General features: G+C 42.2%; 23 protein-coding genes. 12 read left to right on the top strand and 11 right to left on the bottom strand.

The annotated features are described in order from the left end of the window. Window positions 1-91 precede the first annotated feature (91 nt). Both I3249_RS11645 and I3249_RS11640 read left to right on the top strand, forming a co-directional pair. On the top strand, window positions 92-967 hold the full coding sequence (locus tag I3249_RS11645) for an MBL fold metallo-hydrolase (RefSeq protein ID WP_238070076.1): 876 nt from the start codon (window positions 92-94) through the stop codon (window positions 965-967). A gap of 129 nt (window positions 968-1,096) precedes the next feature. After that, a complete protein-coding gene (locus I3249_RS11640) occupies window positions 1,097-1,711 on the top strand; it encodes a GNAT family N-acetyltransferase (protein ID WP_238070075.1) in 615 nt (204 codons plus the stop codon). Window positions 1,712-1,799: 88 nt separating this feature from the next. On the opposite strand, the gene dddP is transcribed toward I3249_RS11640, so the two are convergent. Together dddP and I3249_RS11630 are read right to left on the bottom strand one after the other, a co-directional pair. Then, window positions 1,800-3,149, bottom strand: coding sequence for a dimethylsulfonioproprionate lyase DddP (gene dddP / locus I3249_RS11635; RefSeq protein ID WP_238070074.1), 1,350 nt, complete (start codon window positions 3,147-3,149; stop codon window positions 1,800-1,802). Window positions 3,150-3,347: 198 nt separating this feature from the next. Continuing rightward, window positions 3,348-4,217, bottom strand: a complete 870-nt coding sequence (locus tag I3249_RS11630) for a DMT family transporter (protein WP_238070073.1) — start codon at window positions 4,215-4,217, stop codon at window positions 3,348-3,350. A 131-nt stretch (window positions 4,218-4,348) separates the two neighbouring features. Here I3249_RS11630 and I3249_RS11625 point away from each other — a divergent pair, with 131 nt between their 5' ends. Continuing rightward, window positions 4,349-5,239, top strand: a complete 891-nt coding sequence (locus I3249_RS11625; protein ID WP_179799388.1) for a LysR substrate-binding domain-containing protein — start codon at window positions 4,349-4,351, stop codon at window positions 5,237-5,239. Between the two features lie 122 nt (window positions 5,240-5,361). Next, window positions 5,362-6,108 carry a carbon-nitrogen hydrolase family protein gene (locus tag I3249_RS11620; RefSeq protein ID WP_238070072.1) on the top strand — a complete coding sequence of 249 codons (747 nt, stop codon included), beginning with the start codon at window positions 5,362-5,364 and terminating at the stop codon, window positions 6,106-6,108. 171 nt (window positions 6,109-6,279) lie between these two features. Here the strand turns inward: I3249_RS11620 and I3249_RS11615 are convergent, their stop codons facing one another. Both I3249_RS11615 and I3249_RS11610 read right to left on the bottom strand, forming a co-directional pair. After that, window positions 6,280-6,867: a 2-hydroxychromene-2-carboxylate isomerase gene (locus tag I3249_RS11615; protein ID WP_238070071.1), complete on the bottom strand. Its 588-nt coding sequence runs from the start codon at window positions 6,865-6,867 to the stop codon at window positions 6,280-6,282. Between the two features lie 64 nt (window positions 6,868-6,931). Then, window positions 6,932-7,660 (bottom strand): SDR family oxidoreductase, encoded by a 729-nt coding sequence (locus I3249_RS11610; protein WP_238070070.1) that lies wholly within the window; start codon window positions 7,658-7,660, stop codon window positions 6,932-6,934. A 102-nt stretch (window positions 7,661-7,762) separates the two neighbouring features. Here I3249_RS11610 and I3249_RS11605 point away from each other — a divergent pair, with 102 nt between their 5' ends. Then, entirely contained in the window at window positions 7,763-8,236 is a 474-nt protein-coding gene (locus I3249_RS11605) for a helix-turn-helix domain-containing protein (protein ID WP_238070069.1), read from the top strand. Between the two features lie 374 nt (window positions 8,237-8,610). Here the strand turns inward: I3249_RS11605 and I3249_RS11600 are convergent, their stop codons facing one another. The 3 genes from I3249_RS11600 to I3249_RS11590 all read right to left on the bottom strand — a co-directional run bounded on the left by I3249_RS11600 (window position 8,611) and on the right by I3249_RS11590 (window position 11,057). After that, complete coding sequence (locus I3249_RS11600; protein WP_238070068.1) at window positions 8,611-8,916, bottom strand: putative quinol monooxygenase; 306 nt, start codon at window positions 8,914-8,916, stop codon at window positions 8,611-8,613. 99 nt (window positions 8,917-9,015) lie between these two features. After that, complete coding sequence (locus tag I3249_RS11595) at window positions 9,016-10,065, bottom strand: zinc-binding alcohol dehydrogenase family protein (protein WP_238070093.1); 1,050 nt, start codon at window positions 10,063-10,065, stop codon at window positions 9,016-9,018. 128 nt (window positions 10,066-10,193) lie between these two features. Beyond that, window positions 10,194-11,057 (bottom strand): SDR family NAD(P)-dependent oxidoreductase, encoded by an 864-nt coding sequence (locus I3249_RS11590; protein WP_238070067.1) that lies wholly within the window; start codon window positions 11,055-11,057, stop codon window positions 10,194-10,196. A 227-nt stretch (window positions 11,058-11,284) separates the two neighbouring features. Here I3249_RS11590 and I3249_RS11585 point away from each other — a divergent pair, with 227 nt between their 5' ends. Next, window positions 11,285-11,557, top strand: coding sequence for a type II toxin-antitoxin system HicB family antitoxin (locus I3249_RS11585; protein ID WP_238070066.1), 273 nt, complete (start codon window positions 11,285-11,287; stop codon window positions 11,555-11,557). Window positions 11,558-11,689: 132 nt separating this feature from the next. Here I3249_RS11585 and I3249_RS11580 read toward each other — a convergent pair whose 3' ends face one another. Next, entirely contained in the window at window positions 11,690-12,871 is a 1,182-nt protein-coding gene (locus I3249_RS11580; RefSeq protein ID WP_238070065.1) for an MFS transporter, read from the bottom strand. A gap of 265 nt (window positions 12,872-13,136) precedes the next feature. On the opposite strand from I3249_RS11580, the gene I3249_RS11575 reads away from it, so the two are divergent. Beyond that, entirely contained in the window at window positions 13,137-14,516 is a 1,380-nt protein-coding gene (locus I3249_RS11575) for a PLP-dependent aminotransferase family protein (RefSeq protein ID WP_238070064.1), read from the top strand. 255 nt (window positions 14,517-14,771) lie between these two features. Beyond that, on the top strand, window positions 14,772-15,743 hold the full coding sequence (locus I3249_RS11570; protein ID WP_238070063.1) for an EamA family transporter: 972 nt from the start codon (window positions 14,772-14,774) through the stop codon (window positions 15,741-15,743). A gap of 66 nt (window positions 15,744-15,809) precedes the next feature. Here I3249_RS11570 and I3249_RS11565 read toward each other — a convergent pair whose 3' ends face one another. From I3249_RS11565 to I3249_RS11555, 3 genes are all read right to left on the bottom strand, one after another. Further along, complete coding sequence (locus I3249_RS11565; protein WP_238070062.1) at window positions 15,810-16,937, bottom strand: M14-type cytosolic carboxypeptidase; 1,128 nt, start codon at window positions 16,935-16,937, stop codon at window positions 15,810-15,812. A gap of 397 nt (window positions 16,938-17,334) precedes the next feature. Then, window positions 17,335-18,747: an ATP-binding protein gene (locus tag I3249_RS11560; RefSeq protein WP_238070061.1), complete on the bottom strand. Its 1,413-nt coding sequence runs from the start codon at window positions 18,745-18,747 to the stop codon at window positions 17,335-17,337. Window positions 18,748-18,883: 136 nt separating this feature from the next. Further along, the gene (locus I3249_RS11555) at window positions 18,884-19,606 is read right to left on the bottom strand and encodes a heavy metal response regulator transcription factor (protein WP_057760064.1); all 723 of its coding nucleotides are present in this window, start codon (window positions 19,604-19,606) and stop codon (window positions 18,884-18,886) included. A 213-nt stretch (window positions 19,607-19,819) separates the two neighbouring features. On the opposite strand from I3249_RS11555, the gene I3249_RS11550 reads away from it, so the two are divergent. The 4 genes from I3249_RS11550 to I3249_RS11535 form a co-directional block, all read left to right on the top strand. Then, window positions 19,820-20,098: a hypothetical protein gene (locus tag I3249_RS11550; protein WP_238070092.1), complete on the top strand. Its 279-nt coding sequence runs from the start codon at window positions 19,820-19,822 to the stop codon at window positions 20,096-20,098. A gap of 194 nt (window positions 20,099-20,292) precedes the next feature. Further along, window positions 20,293-20,886: a cytochrome c gene (locus I3249_RS11545; RefSeq protein ID WP_238070060.1), complete on the top strand. Its 594-nt coding sequence runs from the start codon at window positions 20,293-20,295 to the stop codon at window positions 20,884-20,886. A gap of 155 nt (window positions 20,887-21,041) precedes the next feature. Next, window positions 21,042-21,677, top strand: coding sequence for a DUF411 domain-containing protein (locus tag I3249_RS11540; protein ID WP_238070059.1), 636 nt, complete (start codon window positions 21,042-21,044; stop codon window positions 21,675-21,677). Window positions 21,678-21,794: 117 nt separating this feature from the next. After that, window positions 21,795-22,577 (top strand): multicopper oxidase domain-containing protein (locus I3249_RS11535; protein WP_238070058.1); only part of this gene is annotated, 783 nt, incomplete at its 3' end.

Raw genomic sequence — 22,577 nt, 5'->3', positions numbered from 1 at the left:
TTAAACGAAATACAATCGAATAGAATAGCTACTAACAACGAATACCGCCATTAACGCGGTCTATTTACTCAAACGAAAATATAGGTGAATTATGAAAAAATTAATGACAGCTTCTATGGCGGCCAGTGTGCTACTGCTCGCAACCCAAGTAAACGCAGCCGATCTAAAACTGCAAGCATATAAACCTGATCAAAATGCTATTTTACCAGTGACCTCTGTGCTGGCAAGTGGCGAGAAAGATGCTATCTTGTTCGATGCACAGTTTAGTGTCAAAGACGGTGAGGCATTGGTTGATATGATCAAAAAGAGCAATAAAGACCTAAAAATGATTTATATCACGGCAGGCGATCCAGATTACTATTTCGGTCTTCAGCCTTTAGTCAAAGCCTTCCCTGATGTAAAGGTTATGTCTAGCCCTTCTATTATTAAACACATTGAAGCGACTAAAGATGCAAAATTAAAGCATTGGGGCCCAATCCTTGGTAAACATGCGCCTACCAAGATCACAGTACCGCAAACACTTGATCAGTCTACACTGACCCTAGAAGGTCACAAAATCGAAATCAAAGAGATGGGAACCCATCAAGCATATATGTGGGTACCAGAGTCAAAAACCGTTTTCGGCGGTGTGTCGGTAACATCAGGTATGCATGTGTGGACTGCTGATACCCAAACTAAAGAAGTTCGTAGCGAGTGGATGCAATCATTGGAACACATGAAGCAATTAAAGCCAAACCTTGTGATACCAGGTCACTATTCAGGCAACCTACTCAAAAAAGACTATGCTGTTGATTTCACTCTCAGTTATCTAAAAACCTTTGAGAAAGCAATGGATGAGGCAAAAAAGCAAGACTCCAAGCAGTCAGAAAAAGTAATTTCTACCATGGAAGCAGCTTATCCCGCGTTATCTGGGGATACTAATTTACAAATAGGCAGTAAAGTAAATACAGGTGAAATGAAGTGGTAAATACGGACTATTAGGTAAAAAGTATTATATTTTGCTAAGTCCGTTAGCAAAATACAAGTGTCAAAGTGCTGGCGTATGCCGGGTCAATCAGCGTACGCCAGTACTTTTAATGATAAAAGAGAGCAACTTATGACAATACAGTATCGTCGTGCTACGCCTGAAGACTTTGCAGCCATTGTTGAGCTTTTTATCGTCAATATGAATTTGAGTGTATTTACTACTGCAACAGATAAGCAGGTTCTAAAGCAACTGGCTACCCTATTTCTTGCGAAAGACTGTCATCGCGCTACTTTTATACAAGTTGCAGAATATGATGACATCATTTGTGGTGTGGTGATAGGGATCACTAGACAAGATCCACATAAAGCTTTATCATTCGATGATAAGCCCATTATTGATCAGATAGAAAACAAGCTGCGTCTATCTGATCAAGGTCGACAGGTATTAAGTGATTTACAGAAAAAAGAAACGACTGGTGCGAAACGAAAGACAGTCAATTTTGATAGCGAGCTGCAGTTCTTCTGTGTGGACCCAAACTATCGTCGCCACCGTATTGGAGCGACATTGATTCAAGCATTTGAGATTTATCTCATCGCACAGGGCGCAGACACGTATGCATTACATACAGACACTTTATGTACTTATCAATACTACGATAATAATGGCTATCAGCGTGTTGATCAGTATGCCAATCACCTAAACTCGCAAATAATGCACTATACCTATGTCAAATCTTTATCTTAACAAGCTTTTATAGATGACCATCAATGATATTCAAACAAGCATAATCCAAAAGCTCTGAGACAATATTCAGACAACCAATAAACTATCTTTAATTAGCCAATAAAGCGGCTTCGAAAGGATAGTTAGTAAGGTTTTCAAACCCAGTGTCTGTAATAATGATTTGATCTTCAAGTTTGACACCATTTTTACCACCAACTCGACCTACATACGCTTCAACGCAGAGGGTCATACCCGGCTCCAGTACACCACTATAGCCATGGCATTCAAGGTCTTCGGGGTAACGAATAGACGGGTATTCATCACAAAGACCAACGCCATGCATCATCACACCATATCTTTGCGCTCTATATTCTTCAGGAAGCAATAAACCAGATTTTGTCACCTCTTCAAATGTCATTCCTGGTTTTAATATAGTCATGTTGTGTTGGATATGTTCATAAGCTACCTGATAGAGATGCTTTTGCTCTGCACTTGGCAAGCTCTCTCCAATCATCCAAGTTCGAGACAAGTCCGCACACATTCCATAAGGGCCAATCAGATCTGTATCGAATGCAAGTAACTCACCTTCCTTCACAATTCGAGGGCCACTTTCTTGAAACCAAGGATTGGTTCTAGGCCTTGAAGAAAGAATTCGACATTCTATCCACTCACCACCTCGACGAATATTTTCCGCATGAAGAATAGACCATATGTCATTCTCAGTGATACCGGGTACTGTTGCTTCTTGCATGCACTTCATCGCAACCTCTGTTGAGGCAATTGAACATCGCATGGCATTAATTTCATCTTCGTTCTTAATAGATCGAGCAAACTCCATCACTTCCTGACCATCAAAAACATCGATTCCTAACTGTTTTATCTTATTGAAACCAGCAATTTCAATTTTATCGATAGCCAATCTTTTATTGTCTCCAGCATGCTCCCGTAAAATAGATTGAATTTCTGAAGCAAACCTAGAGGCATGTTCGTCAGTTCTATCACCGGTTTCAAAGTAGAAGAAAGAAGCGCCTCCTCTGACTTCTTTGATCAAAGGAAGGTGTGCTGATAAGTGCTCACAATTGTGAAAATCCCATAAAATAAGATGGCCTGATGCCGATACAAAACAGGCTCTAGAGTGATTATGGGTTACCCATACCTGCATATTTGTGGAGTCAGTCGCATATCGAATATTAAGAGGATCAAACAATAAGATGCCGCCAAGATCTCTTTTCTGTAGTTCTTTTACGATTCTTTGGAGGCGATATTCGCGCATTCGTGTAAGGTTAGGAGGTGTCAACCCTAGCTCAGCCCACTCATTGAATGCAAGATCTGTTGGACCTATCTCGACACGGTCATTATCGTTCAGAGAGCCATCAGCTTTAAACGCGCCACCTCGACGCCGTGAAAGGTCGATTTTTCGATTTGAAGATGTGACTGAGAATGTGGTTATATTGCTCATTATTTGGCCTACCTCATAGTAATAACTTCAACAAACAAGAGCGCCCTTGAAGACTAGAGCCTTGCCTGAATGGTTGTGTCTATAGTAATTTGCCACAAAAAATGAGTATGAAAAAACGATTTAAACACACGAATTCATGACATAAAGTCATGCTAATATTATGACGCTTTCTTTATCCGCTCTCTATGTTTCAAAACGCTATAAGGCTGTTCTTTTATATTTAATGGACTCAAGCGTGGCGAGCCAAATCAAAGGTAAGACAATCAGAGCCGAACCTATCAAAAGACTGATATCTGGTATTTCATCAAACCATACGATGCCGATAACCACTGCTCCTAACAGACCGGTATATTCTGCACTAGATATTTTATGTGCTTCAACCGCTCGGTAGACCAGTACGCAGATACCCGCATAGATCAAAATAAACAAATTCGAGCCTGCTGCTATCCATAGCGCGTACCAACTCAAAGGGGCATTTTCCCAAATAGCCAAACCAAGCCCCAACGGTATTCCGACTAAATTGGTCAAAAACAGTGTTTGTGCAACGGTATGATTCGAAGGCAATTTACGAACCAATAGATTGTTTGTCGCCATGGTTAAGGCCACGATCAACGCAAATATAGCACCCATATTAATTTGTGTTGGTTTTACCACGACAAGAATGCCTATGAAGCCTAGTATTGCCACAATGATGCTTGGTGCTGTAAGTCTGTCTTTATAAAACAGGAACCCTAACGGCAACATCAGTAAAGGTGCAGTATAAAAAATCGCATTCACCGTTGCCAGCGGTAACGCTTGGATAGACAACACCATGAATACCGCGCCAAACAACCAAATATGCCCACGTACAAAATGCCATTTTACGTTACTAAGTAGCTTGGCTTTTTGGTTGAATAAACAAAACGGTAGCAGCATCAAGACAGCTGTTAGCTGACGCAATAGCACAAACTGATAGACCGCTGCGCCATCTGGCAACTCTTTTATCAGCGCATCTGAAAGGACTGCAATCATGTTTCCTGCAACCAACAGTATCATTGCAAATCCAACACTCATCTTCGGCATTATCATGCTTATACCTATCTCAAAATACATAAAATTTTAAATTAAGCCATTTAATCTAATGGTCAGATAAATAGTATATTCGCGTATACTCATGACGTATAATGATATAAAAACGTTTAGTATTAGTTGAACTCATAATGAAACTTCCTCCATTACGTGCCATACAATGCTTTGAATCTGTAGCAAGGCTTAATAGTTTTTCTAAGGCAGCAGAAAGCCTCAACGTGACGCAAAGTGCCGTGAGTCATCAGGTTCGAATGCTTGAAGAGTATCTTGGTGAAGCGCTATTTTATAGGCAGGGCCGAACCCTTTCTTTAACAGATATAGGTGCTCGCTATTTCACAGAAGTAAATCAATCGCTGACTACTCTATCCAATACCAGTCAGGCCATTCGCCATGATAAGCCTGGCCATATTCGCCTAGCGCTGTATAGTTCAGTGGCTGTCAATTGGTTGATTCCTCGGTTAGAAAACTTCCGCGAACAGCACCCAGAGATTGAGCTGACCTTAAATATGGTGACAGACCAAGACGACTATAATGAGCAATGTTCGGATTGCTTTATTACCGTCAATCCACCGAAACGCAATGTAGTCAGCAAGCTTTTATTCGCTGAGAAGCTATTTCCTGTCTGTGGCCAAAAGCTTTGGGCGGAAATAAAGGATCAGCCATTGCCTGAGGCGTTATGGCAACACCCTATACTGTCCGTAAAATATTCTGACAAAAGTGAAGGTACGGCTAATGATTGGCTAAAATGGTGTAAAGCAGGCGGGTTTGAGCTGCCAAGCGAGGTAAAGATTAATCAATTTAGCCATGTACTGCTTGCCGCACAGGCTGCACGTTATAACTTAGGTATTACGCTTACCGACAACTATATGATGCTAGAACAAACACATCAGCAAAATCTTGTCAAAATCCCAATGCATGAATTACTCACTGGCGACAGTTTCTATTTCTTTTATAATGACTTAAAGTCAAATCAACCAGACATCATTAAATTGAGTCGTTGGTTAGAGTCACAATGTCTTTAAAAGTGTTTTAAATAGCATTTTAAATAAGCGTTTCTAAAGACCGTCATTAACGAATATTACCTATAATTGCGACCAATAAGCACTGTGAAAGTATCAACCCCCTACGATAAAGAGCAAGACCTATGCAAATAGTCCTCAATCAAATGGATATTACCGATTATCAAGTATCGGTAAATGCTGCTGCGATATTAAAATCAATCCATGATCATCAAGCCTGCGATGGCTTTATGATTTTTCCAGAACTTGCTTTGACTGGCTTTCCGACGCTAAACAATATTGAAGCGTTGTATCATCAATCAACAGAGCACTTTCACAGCATATTGGAAGCAAGCAAAAATACAGATTCAACCATCATTATTGGACATATTGACAAACAGGATCAACTTTTCTATAACGCATGTTCTTTTATAAAAAACGGCAAAATCATTCATAAACACAGAAAGTCAAAGCTTTGGCTTGATGATGTTGGGGTATTTACGAGCGGAGAAGACTTGTCAGTGGTTAGCATTAATGATGTGGTTTGCGGTGCTCAGATTTGTTTTGAGCTAGAGTTTCCAGAAGGCTCAAGAGCACTGGCAAAAAAAGGCGCACAGATCATATTTATGCCAAACGGCAATATGTCTCCCTATGCAAATAACCACTATGTATTGACTCAAGCTCGGGCTATAGAGAACCAATGTTTTGTGATTACCTGCAATGGTGTCGGCGTCGGTCATGGCGGTCAGTTTGTAGGAGAGAGCCTAATCGTCTCTCCTACGGGACGAATCATCAAAAAACTTGGTTCGTCGCCAGATATAGTAACAGTAGATATAGATTTAGAGGAACTAGAGCAGTCTAAGCAAAACTATCACTATATAGACTTGTCTTAATGTCACCATAGAGCTTAGTCATTAAACTGAGTGGCAAGGTTGTTTTCTGGAGAAACCACAGTGAAGAAAAATCACGGTTACTTATCACGGCTGATGTCTGGTGGATTGAAAGCCAATGGACTATCGTTGAGCTAGTACAGTGCAATCTATATATCCTATGACTTACTATTCTCAGTCTCTCAAAGCATCTTCAACAAAGCTCAACCGGTCTTGACCAAAAAACATCTCACCATTTACGAAGAAACTTGGTGCCCCAAATACGCCTCGTGCTACTGCTTCTTCGGTACTAGATTTTAAACGCGCTTTAACCTCAGGCTCACTAATACGTACCTTAAAATCAGTCGCCTCAATGCCTACTTTCGACAGAACTTCAGCCACAACTTCTGGTGATTCCATATTTAACTTTTCAGCCCATAGCGCATTGAAGATAGCGGATAAATAACTCTCAAATTTAGGTGTCCCCAAATAAGCGGTAACACCGCGCATAAGCTGCATCGTATTGACTGGGAAAAATGGATTGAAGCAAAAAGGCACGTCATAGATGGCTGAAAAACGCTTCAGGTCTTTGAGCATATAAGCGCCTTTAGCAGGTACGGCAGCTGGTGAGGTGTTACCAACGGCTTGAAACACTGCGCCAAGTAACATAGGTCGCCAAACAATCTCGGCATTGTGACGCTGCGCGATACTCGCTAACTGTGTCCATGCCAAATAACTGGCTGGGCTACCCACATCAAAGAAAAACTCTACTTGTTTACTCATCTTTGCATTCCTTGCAATATATTAAAAATCCATTAAAATTTTGACGGTTATTAACCAGATAAGATTAAAAAGTTTCCATCCATGGGCGTAAATCCAGCTCATGCGTCCAGCTATCCCTTGGCTGACAGTGCAACTGCCAATACTGCTCAGCGATATGTTCTGGATTTAAAATACCGTCTTGGTCTTTTAGCTCATAGCGCTCAGGAAAGTTGTCACGAATAAAATCAGTATCAATGGCGCCGTCAATGATAGGGTGTGCGACATGGATGCCCTTTGGCCCCAACTCTCGCGCCATGCTTTGTGCCAGTGCCCGCAGAGCAAACTTAGCACTAGCAAAAGCTGAAAAACCTTTACTACCGCGTAAAGACGCTGTTGCACCCGTAAAAATAATTGTCCCCCTCTCACGTGGAATCATGGCTTTTGCCGCTTCTCTACCTGTCAAAAACCCCGCCAAAGCACCCATCTCCCATACTTTTCGATAGACCCTTTCTGTCGTATCTAAGATAGAGAAATGAACGTTTGCCCCGATGTTAAACACCACGACTTCAATCGGGCCAATGTCTTTTTCAATATGAGTAAATAGCTCAACCATCTCTTGCTCGACACGTGCATCACAACCAAATGGCTTGACTACTCCTCCAGCCGCTTCGATATCACTGACTAATGCCTCTAGCTTCTCAACAGTCCTTCTGGTCACGCACAAAGTAAAACCTTCTCGCGCAAAACGTCTGGCAACAGCACTGCCAGTGGCATCGCCTGCGCCGATTACAACTGCTACGGGTGCTCTGTTCATGTCTATTTCCTTATAGGTTCCTTTTTAGAACTAACAAAAACATAGCTTTATTTTTGGACCCTGTCAAGCTAACCTATAGCTTAAAGATAAAGGAGATAACCTATGCGCTGGGATGAACTGGACCAACAGTCTTGCTCGGTGGCTCGCACTTTAGCAGTCATTGGTGATCGTTGGACGCTCATGATTTTACGTGATTGTTTTTTGGGAGTCAGGCGATTCGACGTATTTGAGCAACGCTTAGGCATTACACGCCATGTCCTATCTAACCGTCTTCGCAAACTGGTTGAATACGATATTTTAAAAAAAGTCGCCTATCAGCAGCGGCCGCTACGTGAGGAATATAGACTGACAGAGTGCGGATTAGATTTGCACTCTGTCGTACTGGCATTGGTCAGTTGGGGTGATAAATACATGGCTGATGAACGCGGGGCACCACTGTTGCATAGACACAAGGCATGTGGTCACATTATGCATCCTGTGACAGTATGCTCCAAGTGCGCTGAGCCCATTACTGCACGTGATATTGAGGTTGAGATAGGACCCAAATGGATCGGTAATGATGAGGTGCGTATTTAATATAGTAGCGGTTTATGAATAACTGGAGCTAGATATCAGAACACTTTATTTAAAAGACTTAACCTTTTACGGCTGTTCCGTACTACAGCCTGAAGTATTCCAAAACCTCGTTAACTGTATCGAACAACGTAAAATAAATCCAATCGTGGCGTGTACCTTTCCATTAAAAGAGATACATACTGCTCAAGCGGTTTTCTTAGAAAAGAAACATATCGGTAAAATCGTTTTGAACGTTGCTCAAGAATAATCATCGATCAATAGCAAATAAATAGCGTATAAATCAATAAACGCTGTTTTGAAGTATAAAAGTCAATCTTATCAGTCATGACTTTCAACCATTTATTTTATCGTCAGCAGCAGAATATAGATCAAACCTATGAGATAACTGTCATTTCAGTGACGACAAACTCATCGACCATCCCATCTGTTACTTGTACATAATTTTGGAAATGCGGGCTTTGTACATGTTGCTGAAGACACTCGTTGTTTTCCCAAATCTCATAAACAACGAAACCGTTACTATTTGCATTTTCTTGATGCAAGTCATATTGGATACAACCTTGATCATCTTGTGATGCTGCTGTCAGTTTAAGTAGCTCAGTTTTGACTTGTTCAACGTGCTCAGGTTTGGCTTTGATAGTGGCGATGATGGTAAGTGGTTTGTTTGCTTGCGTGCTCATCTATTTATCCTATGTTTATTATTATCATTGATTTAAATAGGTCCAACGTGTCTGCTAAAAGCGTCACATTGGACCTATTAATCTAAATGGCGTTATGCGTTATGCAGACCAGCCTTCTAATACAATCTTGCCATGCGCTTGCTGTTTTTCTAGCATTTGGTGCGCACTACGTAGATGTTCAGCGGTGATAGCCCCAAGATTGTGAGCGACCGTGGTTTTGATCTCGCCTGCATCAATCAATTTTGCCACTGCATTTAATAAATGATGCTGTTCAATCATGTCTGGCGTACTGAACATTGAGCGTGCAAACATAAACTCCCAATGCAGGCTTAAGCTTTTGGTTTTAAGCGGGTTGGCATCTAGTGATTTTGGATCATCAATCAGTCCAAGCTTACCTTGCGGCTTTAAGCATTTAATGATTTCTTCATAATGATCTTCAGTGTTATTGAGACTCACCACGTAATCTACTTCAGCAATACCTATTTTTTGTAGTTCATCAGACAATGGGTTGCGGTGATTGATAACATGATCAGCACCCAAATCTTTGAGCCACTGCACGCTCTCATCTCTTGAAGCCGTACCAATAATCGTGGCAGACGTTCTTGTCTTTAATAACTGAGTTAAGATAGATCCAACACCGCCCGCTGCGCCAATGACCAATACTGAGACGTTATTAGCATCCTCGCTACTATTGCTGTCATTCGCTGCGCTATCAGAGACAGGCACTTGCAAACGATCAAATAACATCTCCCAAGCTGTAATCGTCGTCAGTGGTAATGCTGCTGCCTCAGCGAAAGATAAAGAGGCTGGCATGTGTCCAACGATACGCTCATCGACCAACTGATATTCAGCATTGCTGCCTGAACGGGTCAAATCTCCAGCATAATAGACGTTGTCGCCTACTGAGAATAAACTGACGTCTTCACCGACAGCCGTCACAGTACCGGCAGCATCCCAACCAATCACAGCATACTCACCCTCTGCGGCAGGTCGTCCTTCACGAATTTTGTAATCTACTGGATTGACTGATATGGCTTTCACTTCTACGAGAATATCGTGGCCTGAAGCAACTGGCTTATCAAGGGTAATATCTTGTAACGACTGTTCATTATCGATAGGTAGATTGTTTTGATAACCAATGGCTTTGATAGTTTGCATAATATTGTATCCTGTTTTTAATGAGAAAGTTTCTAATAGTAAAATTTTTGAGAATGTAGTTAGTAATGCTTCAATTTTTTGAAATTTATTAATACTGCTAAATGTAAGTCTTATGCATGTTATGCAAAAATTGACTGTAATACTGTCTGAGTCTGCTGCTCAAGCTCTGCAATGGCTGCTTGGTTTAAAGCATCAGCATGTGGTCGACCAAACGCCCCTTTTGCATCGCCATGTGCGCCATCTTTTATATCGTTATCAAAGTATTTACCAGTATCATCAGCGAACTCATCCGAGATGGCCAACTCGGTTAGGATGTTTGCGCCTTTGTCTGCTGATGACCAATATTGACCATAAGCCTCATCGACCATTTTTGTGTTCAGCAGCGAGCCTGGGTTGACGGCGATGACATTGATATCGTTGCTAGCGACGGTGCCAGCTAATGCCATACTCCACATCGTGAGTGCCAGCTTACTTTGGGCATAAGCATCCTTATCATCAAGGCGGGTCTGGCCTGAAAATGCTTGATAAGATATTGACGCTTGCGCAGCTGAGCTTAAGTTCACGATACGCGCTTTATCAGACTGCTTGAGCAAAGGTAATAAAGCATTGGTCAGCTCATAAGGCGCTAGATAATTGACTACGAAGCGTACATCCAGACCGTCTTTAGTCAATGCTGATGCCGTGGTATAAATCCCTGCGTTATTTATGAGCACATCAAGCTTGGGCAGTTTTTCATTGACGTCTGCTGCCATCTTTAGCACATCCGTTAAATCAGAAAAATCAGCCACAAACCCATCAATATTATCTACTGCTGCGCCTGTCGCGACTGCTTGAACCTCTGCAATGACGCTAGCAAGTTTGTCAGCATCGCGGCCATGCAAGTACACTTGGTGCCCAGCTTCTGCCAGTTTTAGCGCTGCCAATTTGCCAATGCCATCTGTGCTGCCAGTAATTAAAATTGTTTTAGTGGTATTCAGAGTCATAAACCGCCCTTATTGTTTGAATTATTGTTTCAGTTTTGGATACCTGTTCTATTTTATCCGTCGTGATAGCGTCCATTGTAATGAAAGTGTTGTGCTTCAAACAGTAGTCATCACCTAAAACACTTTCAATATAATTTTGAAAGTGAGTTATATTTAAGGGGTTATGTAGAGCATTATCTAAACAATTTGCAGTTATACTTAGGTTCAAACTTCATGAGGAATGTTAAATGCAGTATCCCATAGCAATTGCGCCAAGTAATGAAACAACAGCTTATGGCATACTTATCCCAGACATAGTGGGTTGCTATTCAGCCAGCGATGAACGTGCAGATATCTTTAATAATGCTAAAGAAGCGATTATGCTCCATCTAAAAGGATTAATAGAAGATGGCGAAGCCATTCCTCTACCTACCGATAGTACTAGACATAAAGATAATCCAGATTTTGAAGGAATGGATTGGGCAGTAGTAGATATTCAGATACATGAGCTTTATGAATGACATCAAAGAACCGCTCATGCCTGCCAGATATAACAAATAAACTAAAACAATTCATATAACAAAATGGAAAAGTAACCTAACCATGAAAAATTGAAAAGACAATGAATAGAAAACTGTACTATCAATTTTATTCTAAGTCACGCTATGCAAACTGGCGTTCGAATGACGTCCGATTTTCAACATAGGCTGGCTAGCAAACAAGACAATCACACCAACTAATGAAAACACACCAAAGGCGTAGAACGCAGTAGCAGCACCATACCGATCCACAATCAAACCAGTAAAGATGACGGGTACACTAAGCCCTATATATGCCATCAAAAAATAGCCTGCACTTGCACGTGCCTGCTCATTTCCAGCAGATTTTGCGACTCCTAACATACCGCCTAAATAGACAAAGCCATAGCAACTAGTACTGGCCAAAAATGCCGCCAAAAGAATGACTGGTAGATTGGCATTCAACATCCCCCAAGCCAATAAAGCATAAGCTGGTAGTAAGATCAGAAGACCAAGCTTGCTTGAAACTTGAGGGTCAAGCTTTCGGGCGATTGGCTGAACGATCAATCCACAACTGATGGCTAACATAGAGGATATCCCTGCATATTTAGCGAGGCCATATGTGGCCAGTACTGAGGGAATAACTGACAATACCAACCCTGTCGTCGCCCAACAAATCAAAATACCGCTGCCATACCAGATGACCTCACGGTTAAAATAAGGTAGCCGTAGCATAGAGGTGGGCAAATTAGTGCGTTTAGGTGCTGTCTCTGGTAATTGATATAACAAAAACATAGCGAACAGCCCACTCGCTAGCAGTAAGAAAAAACTGGCTGGCTGATCGGTTTCATAAAACATCAAAGAAACTGTCGTCAATACAGGGCCAAGACCAAAACCTATCGTTGTACTGGCCGTCACCCACGCTGTCGCACGCATCGTATCTGTTGAGCCGAGCAGCTCAATCATATAGGCAGTCGCCGTCGCAGCCATTAGAGCTGTTCCCACACCCAGTATGAATCGCGCTAATGCTAGCGCTCGCGTGTACGGATAAAACAACATAAGAGCCGTTGCTGCTACCGATAGTGCCAAAGAGATTAAAATCACCTTACGTCGTCCGATCCGATCCGACAACCCACCGAAAGCTAATAATACAGGTATGACGCCTAATACATAAAAGGAAAACGCTATCGTAGTTGCTAGTACACCATAGCCATCATTGTGTGCATAGACGGCATAAAGTGGGCCTTGGATATTGACACTTGTCGTTATCACGCATAAGGCAAAGGCCAGATATTTATTATATTTTTTAGTGGTCATATATCGCTGCTTGTTGAATAATAATCGCTGAATTGACTGAGGTTAGTGTGATTCACAGTAGAATGACACCTACCTCCACATCGTTTACGTTCAATAATTAAAACAAAAGCACAGTAGGTTATCTATATACAATTCAGTACAATTAGACAGAACTGTTTGGACTATAAAACCCATACAGTTCGGATATCCTACCCATATATTGTCCTAGCTATAACCTTAAGATAAAACCTTCACAAAATTCGCCTTACCAAAAATTGTAAAAAATATGAATAAGAAGCTAACACGCATCGAAGTTGTCATGGCTGACGTAAAAGAGAAAATAGCGACCGTTACCTACATGCCAGAGTCGCGACTACCCTCCGTCCGTGCCACTGCCAACGAGTATGGGTTCTCGCCATCTACCGTGGTTGAAGCCTATGAGCGACTGCAAACTGAGGGCTTTATTTACTCTCGGCCTGGTGCAGGGTTCTATGTGGCAGAGACAACAGCACCGCTATCATTGACAGATATAGCACCAAAAATTGATCGAGTGATAGATCCATTGTGGGTATCACGGCAGTCGCTGGAGCCACCCGATGGTGCGCTAAAGCCAGGCTGTGGGTGGTTGCCAGCGGACTGGCTATTTGAGGCAGGTATACGTCGTGGTCTGCGAAATGTAGCAAAGGCTGACGCGTCTATTATCAGTGAGTATGCAACGCCACTAGGGCTGTTAGCATTGCGTCAATTACTCACACGGCGTATGTCAGGATTAAGTATCAATGCAGAACCGTCACAGGTAATATTGACAGATTCAGGCACTCAGGCGATAGATTTGATTTTTCGATTCTTACTGACGCCGGGTGATACGGTTGTCGTCGATGATCCTTGTTATTTTAACTTTCGAGCACAGCTGCTTGCCCATCGGGTCAAAGTAGTTGGCGTCCCTTATACGCCAAACGGGCCAGATGTAGAGGCCTTTGCAGCGATTTTAGATGAGCATAAGCCGCGCCTGTACATCACCAATGCTGCCATTCACAATCCTACTGGTGCAACGTTATCACCTGCTACGGCATACCGTGTATTACAATTGGCTCAGGCGGCTGGCTTGTACATTATAGAAGACGATATTTTTGCAGATTTTGAAGTCAAGCCTGCGGCGAGATTGGCGGCTTTGGATGGGTTGTCACGAGTATTCTATATCGGCAGTTTTTCTAAAACGTTATCCGCATCCCTACGCTGTGGTTATATCGCAGCGCCTACAGAATGGGTCGAGAGCTTGGTAGATTTAAAGATAGCGACTGGCTTTGGTGGCAGTCAGTTAGCAGCGGCGGTTGTGTTCTCAGCGTTGACTGATAGCGGCTACCGTAAGCATATGAATGATATCCATACTCGGCTGGCAAGCGCACGTACTCATACGCTACCACGATTGGCTAAATTAGGCATCGTACCGTGGCTGCTCCCACAAGCAGGTATGTTCCTATGGTGCCGATTACCTAAGAATAATAATGCGACCGAATTGGCCAATCGCTGTTTATCACAGGGTGTGGTATTGGCACCGGGCAATGTTTTTAGCCAATCGGACAATGCTGAGAACTTTATGCGGTTCAATGTGGCACAGATGAGTCATTCAAAAGTTTTCGAGGTATTGGCTCAATCGTTAGACTGACCAATCAGAGACTTATATAGTCATTCCACTATAAAAGTATTACAGCGTTAACCTCGCTTGAAGTATCACATGTACATCTACACTCGGTTGCCTTGTACTACTTTTAAATTGAATCGACTATAGTGCTAGTACCTTCTTATTATATATTGACCTTTCGACTATAATTCTAAGCCTAAATATCAGCCAAACATAAGCTGAACACAATTAAATATAACCACTCCCGACAACGGATACTATTTCTCTAGGATAGCTCATATGTCCCCTATATATACTGCATTGGCTATACTGGTTACCTTTATCTGGGGCGTAAATTTTACTTTTATTGCGTGGGGTCTTGAGAGCTTTCCGCCATTGATGCTTACCGCCCTGCGTTTTTTCTTTACTGCTGTGCCTCTGGTTTTGTTTCTAAAGCCGCCTAAATTCAACCGTACCCTGTTTATTTATGCCATTGGTACATTTGTCATGCAGTACGCCTTTGTCTTTACAGCGATGCATCTGGGTTCATCCCCAGGGCTGACGGCACTACTGCTACAAATTCAGATTTTTATCACGGTATTGCTAGCATACTTTATATTGGGTGAAGCCGTCAGCCGTATGCAAATCGTCGGTATGTTGGTCGGTGTGCTAGGACTTAGCGTGATTGCGCTAAACCTTGGCGGTGATATGCCTTTGGCAGGGTTCATCTGTATTTTGATTGCGGCCATCGGTTGGAGCTTTGGTAATATTGCATCCAAGCAAGCCTCCAAGCAAGCATCAAAACAGGCCTCAGAAAAAGCTACCCTACAAGAGACGCAGCAAGTAACAAGGGTATCTGTTGCTACATCTAGCACTGGAAAAAATAAAGCCTCTGCTCTGTCTGCGCTAGCGCTGGTCGTCTGGGGCGGTCTCATTGCTTGCGTGATGTTAACGATATCTTCTCTTACATTTGAGACTGATGCATGGCAGCTGGAGACGTTTACTGAAGCATCGCTCAAGTCTTGGCTCTCACTTGGGTTTATCGTCTATATCTCAACCTTAATTGGCTTTGGCCTGTGGGCACACTTACTCAGTCAAAATACCGCCTCCAAGGTTATGCCGTTTGCGCTATTGGTGCCCGTATTCGGTATGGTGACCTCACTACTACTCACAGGAGAAGTAGTGACGTGGTGGAAAATGCTGGCCATGATGTTGATCTTATCAGGACTGCTATTGGCGAATGTGAAGATGAAAATAAAAAAAAGCTGCTAACGATGACTACTAAAACACTCGGCCATCATTAGCAGCTTTTTATTTTCTGCAGCTTTTTTTCTATAGTTATCGTAAGTCATCCACCACAGCTAGCATTGCTACCAGTGATGCTTCCCCTAACTTGATAGAACGCTCGGGTGACCAACCCATCTCTTCATCGGGCAGATTATCATTGTCTTTAAATGGCATCTCTAACGTATTAGCAAGACAATCAAAACGCTCTGCTACCCAATTGGTGGCAACGGTCATATTGGCAGCACCTGGTGCATCGATCTCATAGCCAATCTCAGACTGAAAATCAGCACTGGCTAACTTTAATACGTCTGAAAACTTATCACGTAGTCCAGCAAGACGGTCACTGTAGCTTGGCGTCCCTTGTGAACCAGCGAGGAATACGTACGGCAATGCTTCATCGCCATGCACATCATAAAATAGATCTACGCCTGTCGCTTCCATTTTATTAATCACATGAAATACTTCAGGGCTTTTGTCTAAGCTTGGACTTTGCCATTCACGGTTTAGGTTGGTTCCGGCAGCGTTAGTACGCAAGTGTCCACGTACACTGCCATCAGGGTTCATATTAGGGACAATATAAAAGTTTGCCTTGTCTAATAACTGTTTGCCAGTCGCATTATCACTATCTAACAAGCTATACAACAAACCCTCGATCAGCCATTCAGCCATCGTCTCACCTGGATGCTGACGAGCAGTAATCCATATATTGCGCTTACTAGCATCTCCGTCACCAATTTTGACTAGGGTCAAGTCACGTTTATCAAGCGTTTCGCCTAGATGCTCTAACGTCACTAGCGGATCCACTTGCACTGCGGCCAACAAATCTTGATGACGCTCATAGCTGTAAGGGGCAAAGTACGCAATTTGAATGGTTTCACATTCTAACTCTGCCACGATGGTCAATTTGCCATCTTTATAAGACGTTGGCAGACGGAACCAATGCTGACGATCATAAGAAGCCACCGCTTGGTAGTTCTCCCACCCTTCTAGATAAGACGCCTCTCCTGCATTCAGAATATTGAGAACATACTGCTCCCCTATTTGACCTGACAAACGAAAGTTAAACCACTGAAAAAACTCGCCGCCAACATCTGGACGAATCGCTAATTGAATGTCTTTTTTGTTGTCTGCATTAATAATGTCAATGTTGCCTGCATCAAAATTAGCTGTGATATGCATAGTCATCCCCTAATTGATTTTTATGATTGTGTTTTAAGTATTATGTTCGTTATCGACTTACTATTTTACCTATTGCCTTTTAATAATTTCTAGCTTTTAATAATCTCTAACTTTGTATGGGGCATTAGATATACATTTACTTGGTCATTACCAGCTCGTTTTCAAGGCAACCATCTATCAAATTTATCTATTCAGATTGAATATCTATCGTTGACTAGGGCGTGTCCTCAATTCAATCGATAGTCATCTAAATGAGTTAAAAATGGCTAAATCTTGCCAAACGGTGTCAAATAGCTGACTAATATCTCGATATTATCTGCGCTATTTTCCTTGTTTGACTGCGATTTATCTCATTTTTATCACCATTTTTAAAATGAGGACACGCCCTACTAAAAGATTAAACCTCCGCCAATAACTCGACACTCACTTGAAAGCAATCATCGTCCTTTATAGTAATACTGACGTTACCGTTATGCGCCCCAACGATAGACTGTACGATAGATAGACCCAAACCTGTTCCTGTATGGCGATCTATTGTTTTGTGATGTCGATAAAAGCGCTCAAACAACTTATCTGCCTCACTTTGTGTCAACGGCTCATCTAATTGGTTGGTGATGGTCATTCGTAAAATAGCTTGTTTTGATTGCTGAAAACTGGTTATCGTTGTGCCCACTATCTCATCTGAGATTACTCTATCTGCACTAATGGTTATAACGCTATCTTGAGCAGCATAATAAACCGCATTCGATATCAGGTTAGCAAAGAGCCTTTGTAATAAACTTTTATCCCCTAAGACAGCGCTAAACTCACCTTTGGTTTCAATAGCGATACCTCGGTCTTCTGCAATCATTTCGTAGTAATCAACGAGCTTGGTGATTAAACTGTCCGTATCCACGTGACTGATTTGCGAGTCACTCAATCCTTTTTGGGTTTTTGCCAGCAGCAGCATGTTGTTTATCATGGCCGACAGCTGCTCTAACGTGTCATGCTGATGATGTAGCTGCTCAATGTATTCATCACCAGCTCTCGGTTTATTTAACATGACTTGCGTTTGCGTGCTGAGTGTCGCTATTGGAGTGCGCAGCTCATGGGCGATATTGTCTGAAAACCGTGACAATGATTCAAAGTTACTTTCAAGCTTGGCCATCATCGAATTGTAAGATTCTGCTAGTGGTCGCAGCTCTAACGGCATATCGCTGACCGTGACTCTATCATCCAATCTGTCAGGATTCATTGTTTTCATTTTTTGGACGATGGTCGCCAAAGGGGCAAAACCCCAGTACACACCCAACGCCGCTACTGAGACAAGCAACAAGGTAATCGCGAACAAAATCATACTAAGCTGACGATTGAACTGTAATAAATACTGATGATGCACATCTATAGGCAGTGCGATAAGCGCGAGCCTTTTGTCATCTTCAATGACCATTGCTCGATAGTATCGGCTGTTGATATTCGTCACAAACTGTTGCTTATCATTATCTTGTTTCAGTGATGACAGATTAAACCCTGCTCCTAGCTCTTGAGCAAAGTTATTGGGGGTACTAGACAGTATCTGCCCTTCTTTATTAGCGATAATGGTTTTTAGATCGTAATCTAGCCAAGAAGAATGCTGATGATCAACTTCATCTGATATCACTGCGGTAGAAGTATCTCCATCAGGCATTACGTCAGGTGCCGCTCTTAGCGACTGTTGATTATTCAATAGATTTTGAGAGCTAGGTAGGGTTTGGGAAGTTATAGGGCTACTAGGTTCTACCACTCGCTTACGTAGATTAAAAGCCGCATGAGTCATAATTTCAGCGTCCATTTGCTCGAAATGGCCTTTAACAGAACGCTGTATCCATATATAAATAATAACCTGCGATATAACAACAAATATTGTGAGCAATAGCACAGTACGCCATAATAGTGGTAAACGCCGATTATCAAACCTATATTTCATATTAGACATTGCCAGCTTCGTGAGATGGTTTGCTATCAAGCGCTGTATCGACAGCTTCCAACCGATAGCCCATCCCGCGCACCGTATGAATCAGCTTTGCGTCATGATCATCGTCTATTTTTATACGAAGACGCCTTATCGCCACATCAATCACATTGGTATCATTTTCAAAGTTCATATCCCATACTTGGGAGGCGATGATTGAGCGTGGAAGCACTTCACCGCGGCGCTCTAATAAAAACTGTAGTAAGGAAAACTCTTTTGCCGTGAGCTTAATAGGCTTATCTCCTCTATGCACCGTGCGCTTGCCAATATCCATCTTGAGATCCGCTATTTGCATAATCGTACTTTGATAGTCGGCTTGATTGGCACGTCGTAATAAGCTTTTCATCCTGACGATCAATTCTGCAAAGGCAAAAGGTTTGGTCAAATAATCATCACCACCAATCTCAATCCCTTTTATCTTGTCACTCAAGTCATCTTTTGCGGTTAGAAATAACACAGGTGTATGCTTGCCAGCCGCTCGGTAATTACGCACCAGCTCAAAACCACTAACATCAGGTAGCATCACATCCATCAATATCACGCTAAACTCTTCCGTCATCAATGCATGATAGCCATCTAATCCTGTTAGCTGATGATCCACGATAAACCCAGCTTCGGTTAAGCCTTTTTTTATATACTCGCCGAGCTTTAACTCATCTTCTACCAGCAGTACTTTCATAATAGCTTTCCATATACCTTTCACGCTTACCTAGCATAGTAAAGCATAACCCCACTTTGAACATCAAAAACTCTCAAGATGACAGAATTGTAATCCTACCGTCATCTCTCTGTCAGAATCACTAAAGTATGCTTTAAAGTAACTTAATATCTTAAAGTCTTTTCGACTACATACCAAATCAAATAAGGATTTACCATGTCACTATTCAAACCAATGCCACTGCTCAAATCAATGCCACTGTCTAAATTAATCGTAGCAACTGCTATAGCCTTAGTTGTTTCAACCTCTGCGTTGGCGCACGACCCAAAAATGCATGCTGAAAAAGACCAAATGAACTGTGAGAAAATGCAAAAGCATATGCAGATGATGCAAAAAATGGATCATAGCAAAATGGATATGAATGATCCTGCTATGAAAGCCATGATGACCAACATGAGCAAAATGAAAGCGATGTACCAAAAGCACTGTGTGAGCAGCGATAGCGATTCGTAAATATCAATTTATAAGTTCAATACTATAGTCAGTTCAATATAATTTCGATACAAGGAAACCGAGTGCAAGTTATACATTAATATGCTTAGCGAGGATGACGCTGTAGCGGATTTATATAGACTTGACTATATTGTCAGAGAAGCTGATCAAGCAGTAATGGGATATTAAATAAAATGGATTTTTAGGACAAACCTATGAAGTTTTTACTAGGAATACTGTTTACTGTCTTTGTCGCTATTGTGGGCATTTTTATGGTGGTGACTAGTGGCATGATAAATATCGGTGCTGATCGAGCTCATAGTCCGCTGGTTTACGATTTTTTAGAAACTGCCCGCACACGCTCAATTGAACATGCCAGTAAGAATATTTTGGTTCCCAATTTAAAAAAGGCGGAAATGATCAGCTCGGGCGGTGCAGATTACAAAGATATGTGTGCTGGCTGTCATTTGTCTCCTGGCGTCAACAGCACAGATTTAAATAGCGGTATGTACCCAAAGCCTCCTAACTTTACTGAGGCGGATATCGTTAAGCGCTATCAAAACGAGGCTGGTGCCAGACAAAGCTTTTGGGCGATTAAACATGGCATTATGGCGTCTGGCATGCCCGCTTGGGGCGCTACTCACGATGATGACAGAATATGGGCGATGGTTGCTTTTATTAGATCGTTACCTGACTTAAATGAAAACCAGTACACCATGCTAACGACTCGGTTAGACGATAGTATGTTGGATATGTCATTTGATGGTGAGATGGATATGTCAGGTGATGGATCCGGCATGCAACATTGATTTTTTGTACAAAATGCAGTGCTCAATAGTGCTGCTTTTTGCGATTTGAGTTTTAAGCTTTGCTAGCACTATTTTGTCCAGTGCTATTTTATCCAGTGATGTGGCTCTAATTTTTATAATATTTAATCGTCAGACAGACGCTCGGGAGTGGTTTTATGAGACGCTATACTAATAGATTTATTAATGAACATAATCTGATATCTGGCCGTGTGCTCTCGGCGATCGTGGTATTGCCGTTATCGTTAACGATTGCCGCTTGTAGTCAACCTAACTCCGCTGCTGCTGACTCAACACCAGCGACTGAGCCAACTGTTGCTACGCACACGGAGCAACCAACAGCTGAAATAATGCCAGTCAGTGCTCCTTCAGATACCCAATCAACTATCCTAAAAAATATCTCAGCCACCGTCTATAAAGATGCCAATTGTGGCTGCTGCAAAGAATGGGTCGGTTATGCCGAAGGTCATGGTTTAAACGCAACTGCACAGAATGTCGAAGACGTGTCCTTGTTTAAAGAGCGATACAGTGTACCGCAGCAAATGCGCTCTTGCCATACCACCGTCACTACTGATGGCTACGTATTCGAAGGTCATGTCCCTGCTAAGTATATGGCGCAGTTCCTAAAAAACCCGCCAAGTGATGCGATCGGACTTGCTGTACCGAGCATGCCAGTCGGTAGCCCAGGTATGGAATACCAAGATAAATTTATGCCATATAAAGTGATGCAGCTTAACAAAGATGGCTCAACAGCTATTTATGCAACTATTGACACACCGCAGCAGCAAATCTAGCTTGGTTGTCGTTTAAATAGCTTATCCAGCTCTATTAATAAGCGGCCAAAGACATAGGCTTAGCTGATAAATACAGACTCAACTCTCACTTTATGGACATAAATCAGGTGAATAATTATGAACAAAACTATGCTTAACCGCAGGCGTTTTTTGACAGGATCTTCTACCTTGTTAGGGGCATCCATGCTGTCCACCCTACCGTCTATTGCCAATAGTGCGCTCGGTAAAGGCCAGCAGAATGTAGCCGTCAACAGTGATAAATCTGACCATATCGTACCTATCCTAACTGGGAATGAGTTTGATCTGTATGTCAGCAAGAAGCTCGTTACTGTTAATGGCAAGTCGAGTATGGCGACGCTGATTAATGACTCGCTACCAGCACCAACGCTAAAGATGCAAGAAGGCGATACAGTAACCATTCGTGTTCATAATCAGATGAATGAGTCGACCTCTATTCATTGGCATGGCTTGCTCGTACCTTTTGAGATGGATGGCGTACCAGGTATCAGTTTCGATGGTATTCCTGCAAATAGCACCTTTACCTATAAATTCAAACTTAAACAATCAGGTACCTATTGGTATCACTCACACAGTGGCTTTCAAGAGCAAACCGGTATGCTCGGTGCTATTGTCATTGAACCAAAAGGCCGTGAGCGTCATCCTATCGAAGAAGACCATGTGATCGTGCTGAGTGATTGGACTCATCGCGATCCACACAATCTCTTGAAGCTACTTAAACAGCGCGCTGACTTTGATAATTATCATCTACCAGATTTCAAAAAACTATTGTCTGATATTGCCGCAACAGATTTAGAAGCCGCCTATGACAAGCGCAAAATGTGGAATCAGATGCGCATGATGCCGACAGATTTCACGGATTTGTCTGGTGAAAAAACCTTT

This window comes from Psychrobacter sp. Ps1, from assembly GCF_022129425.1.
Taxonomy (GTDB): domain Bacteria; phylum Pseudomonadota; class Gammaproteobacteria; order Pseudomonadales; family Moraxellaceae; genus Psychrobacter.
Note: the sequence above shows the minus strand (reverse complement) of the source record. Positions and strands in the feature narration are given on the sequence as shown.

Excerpts from the sequence above, each read along its gene's own strand:
- I3249_RS11570 (WP_238070063.1), top strand. The coding sequence starts at position 14,772 with ATGTCCCCTATATATACTGCATTGGCTATACTGGTTACCTTTATCTGG.
- I3249_RS11565 (WP_238070062.1), bottom strand. The coding sequence starts at position 16,937 with ATGCATATCACAGCTAATTTTGATGCAGGCAACATTGACATTATTAAT.
- I3249_RS11580 (WP_238070065.1), bottom strand. The coding sequence starts at position 12,871 with ATGACCACTAAAAAATATAATAAATATCTGGCCTTTGCCTTATGCGTG.
- I3249_RS11615 (WP_238070071.1), bottom strand. The coding sequence starts at position 6,867 with ATGAGTAAACAAGTAGAGTTTTTCTTTGATGTGGGTAGCCCAGCCAGT.
- I3249_RS11545 (WP_238070060.1), top strand. The coding sequence starts at position 20,293 with ATGAAGTTTTTACTAGGAATACTGTTTACTGTCTTTGTCGCTATTGTG.
- I3249_RS11605 (WP_238070069.1), top strand. The coding sequence starts at position 7,763 with ATGCGCTGGGATGAACTGGACCAACAGTCTTGCTCGGTGGCTCGCACT.
- I3249_RS11550 (WP_238070092.1), top strand. The coding sequence starts at position 19,820 with ATGCCACTGCTCAAATCAATGCCACTGTCTAAATTAATCGTAGCAACT.
- I3249_RS11590 (WP_238070067.1), bottom strand. The coding sequence starts at position 11,057 with ATGACTCTGAATACCACTAAAACAATTTTAATTACTGGCAGCACAGAT.
- I3249_RS11560 (WP_238070061.1), bottom strand. The coding sequence starts at position 18,747 with ATGGACGCTGAAATTATGACTCATGCGGCTTTTAATCTACGTAAGCGA.
- I3249_RS11600 (WP_238070068.1), bottom strand. The coding sequence starts at position 8,916 with ATGAGCACGCAAGCAAACAAACCACTTACCATCATCGCCACTATCAAA.
- I3249_RS11640 (WP_238070075.1), top strand. The coding sequence starts at position 1,097 with ATGACAATACAGTATCGTCGTGCTACGCCTGAAGACTTTGCAGCCATT.
- I3249_RS11540 (WP_238070059.1), top strand. The coding sequence starts at position 21,042 with ATGAGACGCTATACTAATAGATTTATTAATGAACATAATCTGATATCT.
- I3249_RS11585 (WP_238070066.1), top strand. The coding sequence starts at position 11,285 with ATGCAGTATCCCATAGCAATTGCGCCAAGTAATGAAACAACAGCTTAT.
- I3249_RS11620 (WP_238070072.1), top strand. The coding sequence starts at position 5,362 with ATGCAAATAGTCCTCAATCAAATGGATATTACCGATTATCAAGTATCG.
- I3249_RS11645 (WP_238070076.1), top strand. The coding sequence starts at position 92 with ATGAAAAAATTAATGACAGCTTCTATGGCGGCCAGTGTGCTACTGCTC.
- I3249_RS11625 (WP_179799388.1), top strand. The coding sequence starts at position 4,349 with ATGAAACTTCCTCCATTACGTGCCATACAATGCTTTGAATCTGTAGCA.
- I3249_RS11575 (WP_238070064.1), top strand. The coding sequence starts at position 13,137 with ATGAATAAGAAGCTAACACGCATCGAAGTTGTCATGGCTGACGTAAAA.
- I3249_RS11630 (WP_238070073.1), bottom strand. The coding sequence starts at position 4,217 with ATGATAATGCCGAAGATGAGTGTTGGATTTGCAATGATACTGTTGGTT.
- I3249_RS11610 (WP_238070070.1), bottom strand. The coding sequence starts at position 7,660 with ATGAACAGAGCACCCGTAGCAGTTGTAATCGGCGCAGGCGATGCCACT.
- dddP (WP_238070074.1), bottom strand. The coding sequence starts at position 3,149 with ATGAGCAATATAACCACATTCTCAGTCACATCTTCAAATCGAAAAATC.
- I3249_RS11555 (WP_057760064.1), bottom strand. The coding sequence starts at position 19,606 with ATGAAAGTACTGCTGGTAGAAGATGAGTTAAAGCTCGGCGAGTATATA.